The sequence below is a fragment of the Streptomyces sediminimaris genome (assembly GCF_047049295.1).
In the GTDB taxonomy this organism is placed as follows: Bacteria; Actinomycetota; Actinomycetes; order Streptomycetales; family Streptomycetaceae; genus Streptomyces; species Streptomyces sediminimaris.
Window position 1 is genome coordinate 505,651 of record NZ_JBJWOT010000001.1, and the last position, 13,329, is coordinate 518,979.

At 72.9% G+C, this 13,329-nt stretch carries 12 protein-coding genes; 11 read left to right on the forward strand and 1 reads right to left on the reverse strand.

All coding sequences use genetic code 11. The features are described from left to right. The first annotated feature begins 27 nt into the window (after positions 1–27). The 5 genes from ACJ9NR_RS02340 (at position 28) to ACJ9NR_RS02360 (ending at position 7,432) form a co-directional block, all read left to right on the forward strand. On the forward strand, positions 28–1,392 hold the full coding sequence (locus ACJ9NR_RS02340; RefSeq protein ID WP_412490058.1) for a maltokinase N-terminal cap-like domain-containing protein: 1,365 nt from the start codon (positions 28–30) through the stop codon (positions 1,390–1,392). A 4-nt stretch (positions 1,393–1,396) separates the two neighbouring features. Continuing rightward, a complete protein-coding gene (gene glgB / locus ACJ9NR_RS02345; RefSeq protein WP_412490057.1) occupies positions 1,397–3,607 on the forward strand; it encodes a 1,4-alpha-glucan branching protein GlgB in 2,211 nt (736 codons plus the stop codon). A 58-nt stretch (positions 3,608–3,665) separates the two neighbouring features. Then, on the forward strand, positions 3,666–4,754 hold the full coding sequence (locus ACJ9NR_RS02350; RefSeq protein ID WP_412490056.1) for a glutamate--cysteine ligase 2: 1,089 nt from the start codon (positions 3,666–3,668) through the stop codon (positions 4,752–4,754). Positions 4,755–4,938: 184 nt separating this feature from the next. Next, the gene (locus ACJ9NR_RS02355) at positions 4,939–6,846 is read left to right on the forward strand and encodes an AMP-dependent synthetase/ligase (RefSeq protein ID WP_412490055.1); all 1,908 of its coding nucleotides are present in this window, start codon (positions 4,939–4,941) and stop codon (positions 6,844–6,846) included. Positions 6,847–6,997: 151 nt separating this feature from the next. Continuing rightward, entirely contained in the window at positions 6,998–7,432 is a 435-nt protein-coding gene (locus ACJ9NR_RS02360) for an ATP-binding protein (protein ID WP_412490054.1), read from the forward strand. An 18-nt stretch (positions 7,433–7,450) separates the two neighbouring features. Here ACJ9NR_RS02360 and ACJ9NR_RS02365 read toward each other — a convergent pair whose 3' ends face one another. Further along, positions 7,451–7,906, reverse strand: coding sequence for an ATP-binding protein (locus ACJ9NR_RS02365; protein WP_412490053.1), 456 nt, complete (start codon positions 7,904–7,906; stop codon positions 7,451–7,453). A gap of 216 nt (positions 7,907–8,122) precedes the next feature. Between ACJ9NR_RS02365 and ACJ9NR_RS02370 the strand changes: the two genes are divergently transcribed. From ACJ9NR_RS02370 to ACJ9NR_RS02395, 6 genes are all read left to right on the forward strand, one after another. Continuing rightward, complete coding sequence (locus ACJ9NR_RS02370) at positions 8,123–8,494, forward strand: STAS domain-containing protein (RefSeq protein WP_412490052.1); 372 nt, start codon at positions 8,123–8,125, stop codon at positions 8,492–8,494. Positions 8,495–8,770: 276 nt separating this feature from the next. Continuing rightward, positions 8,771–9,670: an STAS domain-containing protein gene (locus ACJ9NR_RS02375; protein ID WP_412490051.1), complete on the forward strand. Its 900-nt coding sequence runs from the start codon at positions 8,771–8,773 to the stop codon at positions 9,668–9,670. Continuing rightward, complete coding sequence (locus ACJ9NR_RS02380) at positions 9,667–10,083, forward strand: STAS domain-containing protein (protein WP_412490050.1); 417 nt, start codon at positions 9,667–9,669, stop codon at positions 10,081–10,083. Before ACJ9NR_RS02375 ends, ACJ9NR_RS02380 begins: the two co-directional genes overlap by 4 nt. Then, the gene (locus tag ACJ9NR_RS02385; RefSeq protein ID WP_412490531.1) at positions 10,083–10,523 is read left to right on the forward strand and encodes an anti-sigma regulatory factor; all 441 of its coding nucleotides are present in this window, start codon (positions 10,083–10,085) and stop codon (positions 10,521–10,523) included. The genes ACJ9NR_RS02380 and ACJ9NR_RS02385 overlap by 1 nt, the downstream gene beginning before the upstream one ends. Then, positions 10,523–11,572: a SpoIIE family protein phosphatase gene (locus tag ACJ9NR_RS02390; RefSeq protein WP_412490049.1), complete on the forward strand. Its 1,050-nt coding sequence runs from the start codon at positions 10,523–10,525 to the stop codon at positions 11,570–11,572. The genes ACJ9NR_RS02385 and ACJ9NR_RS02390 overlap by 1 nt, the downstream gene beginning before the upstream one ends. Continuing rightward, positions 11,569–13,293 carry a PP2C family protein-serine/threonine phosphatase gene (locus ACJ9NR_RS02395; RefSeq protein WP_412490048.1) on the forward strand — a complete coding sequence of 575 codons (1,725 nt, stop codon included), beginning with the start codon at positions 11,569–11,571 and terminating at the stop codon, positions 13,291–13,293. The genes ACJ9NR_RS02390 and ACJ9NR_RS02395 overlap by 4 nt, the downstream gene beginning before the upstream one ends. The last annotated feature ends 36 nt before the right edge of the window (positions 13,294–13,329 follow it).

Sequence of the window (13,329 nt, forward strand, 5' to 3'; positions counted from 1 at the left end):
CCCGAGCCGAGGAAAGGACGCGTCACCATGACGACGAAGACCGCATCGCTGGGCCCCAGACGCAGCGTCGTCACCGGGCCCATGCCCTCGCTCACCGGGCTGCTGCGCGAATGGCTGCCGCGCCAGCGCTGGTTCGCCGGCAAGGACCGGCCCGTCACGGACCTCGGTCTGCTGTCCTTCACCGAGCTGTTCCCGGGCTGTCTGCATCTGCTGGTGCACGCCGGTCAGTCCGGTGTGCCCGTGCCCAGTGGTGCCGCGCCCGTCGGGGACTGCTACCAACTGCTGCTCGGCGTGCGCAAGAACCCCTCGCCCAGGCTCGGACGCGCCCTGATCGGCCGGGCCGGAACGGGGCCGCTGGCCGGTCTGCTGGTCTACGACGCGCTGCAGGACCCCCGTTCGGCGCAGTTGCTCCTGGAGCGGCTGCGGCGGCCCGGTGCGGCCGGCCCCCTGCGCTTCGAGGCCGACCCGTCCGCGCGGGTGCCCGCCGGTCTGGTGCCGCGGGTGCTTCAGGCGGAGCAGTCCAACTCCTCGCTGGTGTACGGCGACGAGTTCATCCTGAAGGTCTTCCGGCGCATCCAGCCCGGCGTCAACCCCGACCTGGAGGTGCCGGAGGCGCTGGCCGCGCAGGGCTGCGGCCGGGTGCCGGCGCCGGTGGCGTGGTTCCGTACGACACATCCGCAGGAGGCGACGCTCGGCGTGCTGCAGCCGTTCCTGCCGGGAGCCTCCGACGGGTGGGCGCTGGCGCTGCAGGCACTCGCCGCCCGGGACGACTTCACCGTGCAGGCCCGGGAGCTGGGCCGGGCCACCGCCGACGTGCACCTCGCGCTCGCCGCCGCGTTCCCCGCCGGGACACACGACGAGAACGGGCGGACGGCGGCGGCGATGACCGAGCGCCTGGTCTCCGCGGCGCACTGCGTGCCCGCTCTGCGGCCCTATGTGCCGGGCCTGCGCGGCGCGTTCGGCGCGCTGGTCACGTGCGACTCCGGGCCGCCCGCCCAGCGCATCCACGGGGACCTGCACCTGGGGCAGGTGCTGCGGGCGGGCCGGGACTGGTTCGTCATCGACTTCGAGGGGGAGCCGTCCCGCCCCCTCGCCGAACGGCGCAGCGCCCAGTCCCCGTTGCGGGACATCGCGGGCATGCTGCGCTCCTTCGACTACGCGGCGCGGCAGCGCCGCCCGTGGCGCCCGGAGTGGGCGCGCCGCTGCCGTGAGGCGTACTGCGCGGGCTATGCCGACCGGGCCGGCTGGGACCCGCGCAAGAAACACGCGCTGCTGCGCGCCTACGAGACCGACCGAGCCGTCTACGAGGTCCTGTACGAAGCCCGGCACCGACCGGACTGGCTCCCCGTACCCATGGCGGCGATCGAGCGACTCGCCGTGAGAGGAGGCTGAACCCGTGGCCCTGCGTGACACCTCACTGCCCGAGCCGTCCGGCCCGCCGACCACCGGACGCGGGACGGCGCCCGCCCTGGACCCGGGCGAGCGCGAGCGCCTGCTCTCCGGCCGCCATCACGATCCGCACGCCCTGCTGGGCGCCCATCCGGTCCCGGACGGCATCGCCTTCCGGGCCCTGCGCCCGTACGCCCGCTCGGTGTCCGTCGCCATCGGCGAAGAGCGGCACGCGCTGACGTCCGAGGGCGACGGCCTGTTCTCCGGTGTGCTGCCGCTCGCCGCGATCCCCGGCTACACCCTGGTCGTGCGGTACGCGGACGGCGAGCAGGAGACGGCGGACCCGTACCGCTTCCTGCCCGCGCTCGGTGAGCTCGACCTGCACCTCATCCGCGAGGGCCGGCACGAGGAGCTGTGGAAGGCGCTCGGCGCCGAGCCGATGGTCCACGACGGCGTGCGGGGCACCCGGTTCACCGTGTGGGCCCCGAACGCCCAAGGGGTGCGGGTCGCCGGGGAGTTCACGTGCTGGGACGGGACGGCGCTGCCGATGCGGTCGCTGGGCGCGTCCGGGGTGTGGGAGCTGTTCGTGCCCGGCATCGGCGAGGGCGCGCGCTACAAGTTCGAGATCACCTCCCGCTACGGCGGCCGCTTCCTCAAGGCCGACCCGATGGCCCGCCGTACGGAGGAGCCGCCCGCGACGGCCTCGGTGGTGACGTCCTCGGCCTACGAGTGGGGCGACGCCGCCTGGATGGCGCACCGCGGGGACACCCCGGTGCACGAGGCGCCGTTCTCCGTCTACGAGGTCCATCTGCCCTCCTGGCGGCCCGGTTTGACGTACCGTCAGCTCGCCGAGCAGCTGCCGGAGTACGTCAGGCAGCTCGGCTTCACCCATGTCGAGCTGATGCCGCTCGCCGAGCACCCCTTCGGCCCGTCCTGGGGTTATCAGGTCACCTCCTACTACGCGCCGACCGCGCGCCTGGGCACCCCTGACGACTTCCGGTACCTGATCGACTCCCTGCACCGGGCCGGCATCGGCGTGATCATGGACTGGGTGCCCGCCCACTTCCCCAAGGACGACTGGGCGCTGGCGCGGTTCGACGGGGATCCGCTGTACGAGCCCGGGGACTCACGGCGGGCCGAGCACCCGGACTGGGGCACCTACGAGTTCGACTTCGGCCGCGTGGAGGTGCGCAACTTCCTGGTGGCGAACGCCGTGTACTGGTGCGAGGAGTTCCACATCGACGGCCTGCGGGTGGACGCCGTTGCCTCCATGCTCTACCTCGACTACTCGCGCGACTCGGGCCAGTGGGTGCCGAACGTGCACGGCGGGCGCGAGGACCTGGACGCGGTGGCGTTCCTGCAGGAGATGAACGCGACCGTGTACCGCCGTTCGCCCGGCGTGGTGACCATCGCCGAGGAGTCGACGGCGTGGGACGGCGTGACGCGCCCCACCGACAGCGGCGGCCTGGGCTTCGGGCTGAAGTGGAACATGGGCTGGATGCACGACTCGCTCGGCTACATCGCGCACGAGCCGGTGCACCGCAAGTACCACCACAACGAGATGACCTTCTCGATGGTGTACGCCTACAGCGAGAACTACGTGCTGCCGATCTCGCACGACGAAGTGGTGCACGGCAAGCAGGCGCTGGTGTCGAAGATGCCCGGCGACTGGTGGCAGCGGCGGGCCGACCACCGCGCGTACCTGGGCTTCATGTGGGCCCACCCGGGCAAGCAACTGCTGTTCATGGGGCAGGAGTTCGCCCAGGGCTCCGAATGGTCCCAGGAGCACGGGCCGGACTGGTGGCTGGTCTCCCCCGGTTACGGCGCCGAGGCCGATCACCGCGGCGTCAGGGACCTGGTCCGCGATCTCAACTCGGTCTACCGCGGCACGCCGGCGCTGTGGCAGCGGGACACCGACCCGGGCGGCTTCCAGTGGGTGCTGGGGGACGCCGCCGAGGACAACGTCTTCGCCTTCCTGCGGTTCGCCGCCGACGGCTCCCCGCTGCTGTCGGTCTCCAACTTCTCCCCCGTCGTCCGCCACGACTACCGCCTCTGGGCGCCCGCCGCCTTCCCCGTCTGGCGGGAGATCCTCAACACCGACGCCGCCCGCTACGGCGGCGGCGACGTCACCAACCCCGACGACATCAAGGTGGCGGAGGAGCGGATGACGCTCACCCTGCCGCCCCTCGCCACGGTCTGGCTCACCCCGTTGCAGTGACGATCAGCGGGGTACCCGCTGGCGTCGTAGCGGTGCGACGTCACAGGGAGGCCGCCTCGTGCGGACCGTCGGAGTGGAGGAGGAACTCCTCCTGGTGGACCCGGAGACCGGTGAGCCGAAGGCGCTGTCCGGCGCGGTGCTGGCCCGCGCGGAACAGGACGACCCGGGCCAGGAGGTGTTCGAGAAGGAGCTGTACGGCCAGATGCTGGAGTTCGCCACGCATCCCCAGGCCGACATGGCGGACCTGAGCGAGGAGATCGTCCGCTGCCGCACGGAGGCGGCCCGGCACGCCGGGGAGCTCGGGTGCACGGTGGCGGCCCTGGCCAGCTCGCCGCTGCCGGTGAGCCCGTCCGTCGGCACCGGCGGCCGCTACCAGTGGATGGCACGGCAGTACGGCCTCGCCGCCCAGGAGCCGCTGGTGTGCGGCTGTCACGTCCATGTGGCCGTCGACTCCGACGAGGAGGGCGTGGCGGTCCTGGACCGGATCCGGCCCTGGCTGTCGGTGCTCGCGGCGCTCAGCTCCAACTCGCCCTACTGGCAGGGCAAGGACACCTCCTACCACAGCTACCGCAGCCGGGTGTGGCAGCGCTGGCCGTCGGCCGGTCCGACCGAGGTGTTCGGCTCGGCCGAGCGCTATCACCGGCGGGTGGCGGACATGGTGGCGAGCGGGGTGATCCTCGACGCGGGGATGGTCTACTTCGACGCCCGGCTGTCGCAGCGCTATCCGACGGTGGAGGTCCGGGTGGCCGACGTGTGCCTGCACACCTCCACGGCCGTGCTGATCGCCCTGCTCGCGCGGGGGCTGGTGGAGACGGCGGCCCGGGAGTGGCGGGCCGGACGGGAACCGGTGGACCACAGCGTGAGCCTGCTGCGGCTGGCCGCCTGGCGGGCGGCGCGCTCCGGGCTCGCGCAGGAGCTGCTGCACCCGGCGACCATGCGCCGGCTGCCCGCCGGGACGGTGGTGGACGCGCTGCTGGAGCACGCCGGGCAGGCCCTCGCCGACAGCGGCGACCTGGACCGGGCCCGGGCCGGCTGCGCCCGGCTCCTCGACGGCGGCACGGGCGCGCGGGTGCAGCGCGGGCTGCTGGAGCGGACCGGGAGCCTGCGCGAGGTCGTGAAGGCGTGCGCGCGGCACACACAGACGTGACGCGACGAGCCCGGTGGGCCCCGAGCTGACGGGAGTTCACATTCCCCGTACATCCCGAGATCATCACGGGTGTGCAACTTCACAAGTTCTGGTCACCATCCGCACTGAGCTGGGCTAGATTCGAGCACCGTCGACAACGGAAGTCGTCGGCGTGGTCACCCTCCGTACAGCTCTGGAGCAGCGCATGCGCGACTTCGCCCTCGCTCCCCCCACCGTCTCGTCCCTGACCGGCGGGCTGGCCGACAGCATCTTCGAGACGGCGGCCCAGAACCCCACCCTTCCCCTGCTCGCGCGCCGTACCGACCCCTCCTCCACCACCTGGGAGGAGGTGACCGCCGTAGAGGTCCGCGACCAGGTGGTCGACCTGGCCAAGGGCATGATCGCGTCCGGTGTGGCACCGGGCCACCGCGTGGCGATCATGGCGCGCACCCGCTACGAGTGGACCGTCCTGTCCTACGCGCTGTGGGCGGTGGGCGCCGAGGTCGTCCCGATCTATCCCACCTCCTCGCGCGACCAGGTGGAGTTCATCCTCAAGGACTCCGCCTGCGTGGCCGTGGTGGTGGAGGACGAGCAGGCGGTGATGACGGTCGGCTCCGTGTGCGGGGCGCTGCCGCAGCTGCGCCACGTCTGGCAGCTGGACTCCGGGGCGATGCGGGAGCTGGCCGAGCGCGGCGCCCTCATCCCGTACACCACGGTGGAGTCGATGCGCCGCATCGTGCTGCCGGACTCCACCGCCGCCGTCACCTACACCTCGGGCACCACCGGGCGGCCCCTGGGCTGCGCGCTGAGCCACCGCAACCTGGCGAGCCCGTGCGACACCCTGCTCGCGGGCTGGGGCCACACGGTGATCCCGCCGGGCGAGCAGCAGGGGACCGTCCTGGCCTTCCTGCCCTTCTCCCATGTCTACGGCCTGCTCGTACAGGGCCTGTGCGTCCGCGGCGGCATGATGATGGGACATGAACCCGACCTGAGCGAGGAGGCGCTGGCGGCCTCGCTGAAGTCCTTCCGCCCCACCTACATCTGCGCCGTGCCCTCCCTCTTCGAAAGGATCTACAAGAACTTCCTGCGCACGGCTCAGGAGACGGGCCGGGGCGCGCTGTTCGAGCGGGCCGCCGACACGGCGCGCGACTACGCCGCCGCCCTCGAACGGCACCGGCTGGGCGGCGGCTCGGGCCCCGGTTTCGATCTGCGGCTGCAGCACGCCCTGTTCGAGCGGACGGTGTACCGCAAGCTGCGCGCGGCGCTCGGCGGCCGGGTGTGCCGGGCGACGTCCGGGGGGTCGACCCTCAGCCGCGAACTGTCACTGTTCTTCGAGGGGATCGGGATCTACGTCAACGACGGGTACGGCCTCACCGAGACCGGCGGCGGCGTCACGGCACAGCCGCTGGGCCGGGAGATGTCGGGCACGGTGGGACAGGCCCTGCCGGGCACGGACGTCATGGTGGCCGACGACGGCGAGATCCTGGTGCGCGGGCCGTCGGTGTTCCAGGGGTACGTCAACAACGAGCCGGCGACGCGGGCGGCGCTGCGCGGTGGCTGGCTCGCCACCGGGGACCTGGGGCGGCTGGACCCCGAGGGGTATCTGACGATCACCGGCCGCAAGAAGGACGTCATCGTCACCAGCGGCGGCAAGAGCGTGGCCCCGGCGGCCCTGGAGCAGCGGCTGAGGATGCATCCGCTGGTCCACCAGGCGGTCGTCGTGGGCGACAACCGCCCCTGTGTGGGGGCGCTGATCACGCTGGATCCCCAGTTCGTGGCGTACTGGCGCGGTTCGCTGGCCCTGCAGAGCGACACTCCGAGCCGGGAGGCCCGCGAGGAGAACGCGCTGCGGGAGGAGATCGGGCGCGCCGTGGCCGCCGCCAACAGCGCGGTCTCGCGCTCGGAGTCGATCCGGGTCTTCCGGGTGCTGCCCTCGCAGTTCGACATGGCGAGCGGGCTCATGACGCCGTCGATGAAGCTGCGCCGGGACGCGATCGTGCGGCACTACGCCTTCGAGATCGACGCGATGTACCAGGCCCGTGCGCACGCTCCGCGGCACAGCGAGCCGGAGGAGCTGTCCAGCTGGGACGAGGCGGACGACGTGTTCCGGTGAGCCCGTGTCCGTGAGCGCCCGTGACGGTCCGTGCCGAGTACAACAGTTGTGTTTCGGGGGATGCGTAGCCCGCGCCGACTTGGGAACGTGGACACTCCCGGACGAGAAAACCCATGACGACAGGACTGTAGACGGGGGTGGGAAAGGTGAGATGCCGACCGAGCCGCGCTGGAACATGACGCTCAGTCCAGGGGAGATCCCGGAGAGGGTCACTCGCTTCCCCGGCGAGCTGAGCGATGTGACGGACGCCCGCCTCGACGCGGAGCGTTTCCTCGACGACCTGGCGGAGGTGACGCCTCCGGCGACGCCGGAGCACTGGGACGACATACTGCTGGTGGTCACGGAACTCGCCGCGAACGCGATCCAGTACGCACCGGGCCCCTTCGAGCTCAGGATGCGCAGGACCTTCGACGGCATCCACGTGGTCATGCACGACACGAGCCCGGTTCCGCCGGCGCCACGCCCGTTCCATCCCGACGGCGGGGGCGGCGGGGTCGGCTGGCACCTGCTGCACGCCCTGTGCGAGCAGATCAGCGTCGCCACGAACGACAGCGGGAAGGACATCCACGTCTTCCTTCCCTGGTAGGGCCGGGCTCCCGGCGCCTCAGGCCGGCTGCTCGGCGTCCGACACCCGTTTCCGGTGCGCGGGACGCAGGGGGACCAGCATGCTGATGGCCTTGCCGCCCGCGCGGCGCCTGACGATCGTGATGTCCCGCGCCAGCCGGATGATCAGCGGCCAGCCGTACCCGTTGCCCTCGTGCACCACCGGCAGGGCGCCGGATCCGTACGCCGTCTCCGGCACCAGGTCGCTGTTGTCCCGGACGACGATCCGGACGCCGTCGAGCGCCGGGGTGACCTCGAATCCCGCCAGGCCGTCACCGTGCCGGATCGCGTTCGTGACGAGTTCGGACACGACGAGGAGCAGATCGATGAGATCCTCTTCGTGGGCCGTGCCGTACGCCGTCTCCCACTGCTCCCGTACCACCGACCGCGCATGGGCGCGTGCCGCCGCCGCGGTCGTCACCTGGCCCCTGGCCCGAGTCGTGTCGGGCCGGCTCACCGCTCCTCCACCTCACAAAGCCTTTCGTGCTCCGGTCGAACGGTCCCACCCCACAGTGAGATCGGCTCCCTGTCCCACAGCAGCAGTTACCCGGTTCGTGCGATCGCATTCGGTACGGCTGTCACAGGAGGGCCGCACGGGACGCCGGTGCATGACGAGCGGCTTCGGGGGTAACCGCGCAGGGCCGCCGTAGCACTCGTAGTCTTGGAGGAAGCCGTGTCCGTTGCCCAGAACCCCCTGTCCGTCGAGGTCAGCCTTCCCGCCCAGGACGTCGCCGTGATCACCGCGGAGGGCTACCTGGACGTCGACACCGCGACGGAGCTCCAGCACCACCTGGCCAACCAGCTGCATCACGGCCGCCGGCACTTCCTGCTCGATCTGTCGAAGGTGCCGTTCATGGACTCCTCGGGGATGAGCATCATCCTGCGCGCCTATCAGGAGGTCCGCGATCTGCCCGGGAGCGTCCACATCATCTCCCCCACGCCCGCCGTGCAGCGGATTCTCGACCTCACGGGCGTGAGCATCACCGTGCCGGTGTCGGAGAGCGTCGAGGAGGCGCTCGCCCGCATCATCCAGGAACAGGAGTGACACCGGTCGTCGCCTGACCGGCCCGGGCCCGTCCTCGCGGGCCGCGGAAGCCCCGTGCGCACCGCGGCCGCTCGCGCCCGGGCGCCGTTCTTGCGCACAGACAGGTCCAGGCGGGGCACGGATGCGGCCGCCGGGAGAGATCACTGGGCCGAACGAGGTCCCGGACCGCCCCGCGGCCCGGTTAAGGTTGTCATCCGGCAAGGGCCGTTCCTCCCGCATCCGACCTGCGGCGGGCGGCCCGACGCGACATGGACGACTCGGACGAGGAGTGAACAGGTGCCGGAGCACGAAGCGGCGGAAACGCACGGATCACCCACCAGACGGGTCGGGGAGTTCCTCCTCCGCCGCCGCGAGCAGATCGCCCAGCGCTGGGCCGACGAGGCCCTGTTCCGCACCGTGTTCACCGTGTCCAGGGACGAGGCCGTCGAGGCGGCCCGGCACATCCTCGACGCGCTGGCCGAGGTCGCGGACACCGGGCGGATGCACGACACCGACGCCGCCGGGTTCACCGTGGTGCGCGAACAGCTGTCCCGCATGGGCGCCTCCCGCTCCCGCGCCGGGTTCACCACCGCGCAGGTGTCGACCGAGGTCGAGGCCCTGCGTCCGCCCGCGGTGAACCTGTTGCTCGCCGATCTCGCGGACGCCCCCGCCGAGCAGGCCCGGGAGTGCGCGACGGAGTTCACCGTGCTGATGGGGACGCTGCGGCTGCTCGTCCTGGACACCGCGCTGGCGGAGGGCCAGGCCCTGATCGAACGGCAGCAGCTCCAACTGCTCGAGGTGGCCACCCCCGTCATCAAGCTGTGGGACGGCATCGTGGCCGTACCGCTGATCGGCACCCTCGACAGCGCGCGCAGCCAGGTCGTGATGGAGACGCTGCTGGACTCGATCGTCGAGCAGCACGCCCGCTTCGCGATCCTGGACATCACCGGGGTGCCGACGGTCGACTCGCTCGTCGCGCAGCACCTGATGAAGACCGTCGCGGCCGCCCGGCTGATGGGCGCCGAGTGCATCGTCTCCGGAATCCGCCCGGCGATCGCCCAGACCATCGTCCATCTCGGCCTGGACCTCGGCACCGTGATCACCCGCTCCGGCCTGGCCGACGCCCTGCGGTACGCCCTGCACGAGCTGGGCGCGGGCATCATCAGCCCGACGGCGGACGGTGCGGGTTCGCGGTGAGCGAGTTCGGCCATCACGCCTCCGTCCACGTACCCGTGCTCCGGCTGGGCGACGTCCTGCTGGTCACCCTCCAGGGAGACCTCTACGACAGCACGGCGCACCAGCTCCAGCAGGACATCGCAGACGCCATCACCGGCAGCGGGGTGACCGGCGTGGTCATCGACATCTCCGGCATGGAGATCGTCGACTCCTTCCTCGGGCGCGTGCTGGCGGAGATCGCGGCGCAGTCCTCGCTGCTGGCGGCCCGGACCGTGGTGGCCGGCATGCGGCCGGCGGTCGCGATCACGCTGGTGGAGCTGGGGCTGACGCTGCCCGGACTGCACACCGCCCTGGACACCGAGGCGGCCATGGACCTGCTCGCCCGCACGGCACGGGCCTCCCGTCCCGGCCCTCCGTCCGCGGAGCCTCGATGATGCCGACCTCCGCAGGCGTGGAGGCCTGCCTGCCGATCCGGTCCGACATGGACCTGGTGTGGGTCCGGCAGCATGTGCGACAGGCCGCCGGCCGGCTCGGCTTCAGCCTGGTGGAGCAGACGAAGGTGGTGACCGCCGCCAGTGAACTGGCCCGCAACACCCTGGTGCACGGCGGAGGCGGACGCATGGAGTCGGCCCCGGTGACCCGCGGCCGGACGGTCGGGCTGCGGCTGACCTTCTCCGACAAGGGCCCCGGCATCCCGGACCTGGAGCGCGCCCTGAGCGACGGCTACACGTCGAGCGACGGGCTGGGCATGGGGCTCGGCGGGGCCAGGCGCCTGGTGCAGGAGTTCTCCGTGGAGAGCGCCGCGGGCGAGGGCACCGTGGTGACGGTGGTCTCCTGGGCGTCCGCCCCGCCGCGGCCGCGCGGGGAGGCGTGATGCCTCGCGTGTGGGACGTGCCGGTGCACGACTCGACCCGGGTGCGCGACGCCCGGGTCGCCGCGGAAGACGCGGCGCGCCTGACCGGGCTCGACCCGGCGCGCACGGCGGCCGCCTCGCTGGTGGCCACCGAACTGGCGACCAACCTGGTCAAGCACGCCCGGGGCGGACAGCTCCTGGTCGAGATCGTGCCCGTGCCCGCCCCGGCCGAGGCCCGCTCCCCCGAGCGGCTGGTGCAGATCGCGGCGATCGACCACGGTCCCGGCATCGCCAACGTCCCGGACGCCCTGAGCGACGGTTTCTCCACGGCGCGTTCCCTCGGCGCCGGCCTCGGCACGTGCCGGCGCGTCGCGAACGACTTCGCGCTGCACAGCGTGCCGGGGCGGGGCACGGTGGCGCTGGCCCGGATCGGCGCCCGCCCCCGCACCGCCGCGCCGGACGGGCTGCGCGCCGGCGGGGTCAACGTGCCCTTCGGCGGGGCGGAGAGCTCCGGTGACGCCTGGGCCTGGGCACGGTCGGGCGACCGCGCCACCCTCATGCTGGCCGACGGGCTGGGGCACGGGCCGGAAGCGGCGCGCGCCTCGACCGCGGCGGTGGACGCGCTGCACGGCTCGGCCCACCTCACACCCGGCGAGTGCCTGCGGCACCTCGACACCGCGCTCCGGGGCACCCGCGGGGCGGCCGTCGCGGTCGCACAGGTCGACCGGGGCGCGGGACTGCTCCGGTTCGCCGGCATCGGCAACATCGGGGCCCGGCTGCGGGAGGGGAACGTCTGGCGGGCCCTGCTGTGCCGCCCGGGCATAGTCGGTGTGCACCGGCCCGGGACCCTGCGGGAGGACCGCATGCCCTGGACGGCGGAGCAGGTGCTCATCATGCACAGCGACGGCCTGCCCAGCCGCTGGACGCCGCCGGCCGAGCCTGGTGTGCTGTCCTGCGACCCGGCCGTCGTCGCGGCGGTGACCCTGCGGGACGCGGGCAGCGCCGCCCGGCCGGTCCGGGACGACACCGCCGTGGCCGTACTGGCCCCGACCCCACGGGACCGCCGATGAAGCGCACCTGGGAGATCGCCACCGTCACCGACGCCGCCCGGGCCCGTATCGCCACCGCCCGGCTGGCCGCCGCGCACGGTGTCCCCGCCCTCGACCGCACCCGCCTGACCACCGCGCTCAGCACCCAGCTGCGCCAGTGCCTGACCAAGGGCGGCAGCTGGCGGCTCACGCTGGACGCCGTGACGGACGGGGCCGGGCCGGCGGCCCTGCACGTGTCGCTGGCCGCCTGCGACCCCGCGGAGTCCGCCGCCCATCCCCCCTGGCAGGCCGCGGTCGTCTGCACCGAGCCGACCTCCGCGGCGGTCGGCTCCGCGCCGCCGGACGCCGCCGCGGAGCTGGCGGAGTCCCTGCTCGGCGCCGACGAGGACACGGCACTGGTGCTGGAGAAGCTGTCCGACCAGGAGGAACTGGTCGCCTTCCACCGGGAGGAGCTGCACCAGACCAACCAGGGCGTGGTGGCCCTGCACGCGGAGCTGGACGCGGCCGGACGCGCCCAGCGGGAGGCACTCGCCGCCGAGCGCAAGGCCCGTACCGAGGCGGAGGCCGCCCGCCGGCGGCTGACCTTCCTGGCGAACGCGAGCGCGGTGCTGACCTCCTCGCTCAACCACGACGAGATCGTGCGCCGGCTGCCCGAACTGCTCGTGCCCGAGTACGCCCGCAGCGTCGACGTCTGGCTCTTCGACGGTGACGCCGAGGAGACCCCGCCCTCGCCCCACCCGGCCGCCGCGGTCATCGCCGCCCGCACCGGGCGCCCCCAGTACGCCGCCCACCGCCCCGGCGGGCTGCCCGGGGTCGACGACCAGCCGCCGTCGGCGCTGGATCCCGAACGGGCCCTGCTGTGCATACCGCTGCCGACGCGCCGGGCCCCGCTGGGCGTGCTCACGCTGGCGCCGCCCGGTGACCGCTGGGACCCCGACGACGCCGTCATGCTGATCGAGATCGCCCGGCGGGCCAGCATCGCCATAGACAACGCCCGGCGCTTCGAGCACAACCGCGACATCGCCGAGACGCTGCAACGCGCCCTGCTCACCGACCTGCCGACGACACCGGGTCTGCGGCTCGCCGCGCGCTACCTGCCGGCCACCCACGGGCTGAACATCGGCGGGGACTGGTACGACGCCTTCCGCCAGCCCGACGGCGGCCTCATCGCGGTCATCGGCGACGTCACCGGCCACGGGCTGCACGCGGCCGTGATGATGAGCCAGCTGCGCACCGCGCTGCGCGCCTACGCCGTGGACGGCGGCAGCCCCGGCACCCTGCTGACCCGCCTGCACTCCTTCCTGCACCACCTCCAGCCGGATCTGTACGCCACCGCCGTCATCGCCCGCTTCCACCCCGAGGAGCCCACCCTCACCTGGGCCGCCGCCGGCCACCCGCCGCCGGTGCTGCGCACCCCGGACGGGCAGGTGCGCACGCTCGACGCGAAGCCCAGCGCCATGCTCGGCATCCCGCTCAGCCAGCAGATCCACGACCACACCATGCAGCTGCCGCCCGGCTCGACCCTGGCGCTCTACACCGACGGTCTGGTCGAGCGGCGCGCCCTGGGCATAGACCCCGGCATCGAACGCCTCGCGCGGGCGCTCGGCTCCCTCGGCCCGGAGCGGCTCGAGCGGGACCTGGACGGCTCGGCGGACCGGATCCTGGACCCGATGCTCAGCGACTCCGAACGCGACGACGACATCTGCCTGCTGCTCTGCCACATCGCGGCGGACCCCGGCTAGTTCCCGGGACCCGCTGCCCGGCCCGGTCGGGCTCCT

Coding starts and splice junctions, on each gene's coding strand:
- ACJ9NR_RS02340 (WP_412490058.1), top strand. CDS start 28: ATGACGACGAAGACCGCATCGCTGGGCCCCAGACGCAGCGTCGTCACC.
- ACJ9NR_RS02355 (WP_412490055.1), top strand. CDS start 4,939: ATGCGCGACTTCGCCCTCGCTCCCCCCACCGTCTCGTCCCTGACCGGC.
- ACJ9NR_RS02360 (WP_412490054.1), top strand. CDS start 6,998: ATGCCGACCGAGCCGCGCTGGAACATGACGCTCAGTCCAGGGGAGATC.
- ACJ9NR_RS02385 (WP_412490531.1), top strand. CDS start 10,083: ATGCCGACCTCCGCAGGCGTGGAGGCCTGCCTGCCGATCCGGTCCGAC.
- ACJ9NR_RS02390 (WP_412490049.1), top strand. CDS start 10,523: ATGCCTCGCGTGTGGGACGTGCCGGTGCACGACTCGACCCGGGTGCGC.
- ACJ9NR_RS02395 (WP_412490048.1), top strand. CDS start 11,569: ATGAAGCGCACCTGGGAGATCGCCACCGTCACCGACGCCGCCCGGGCC.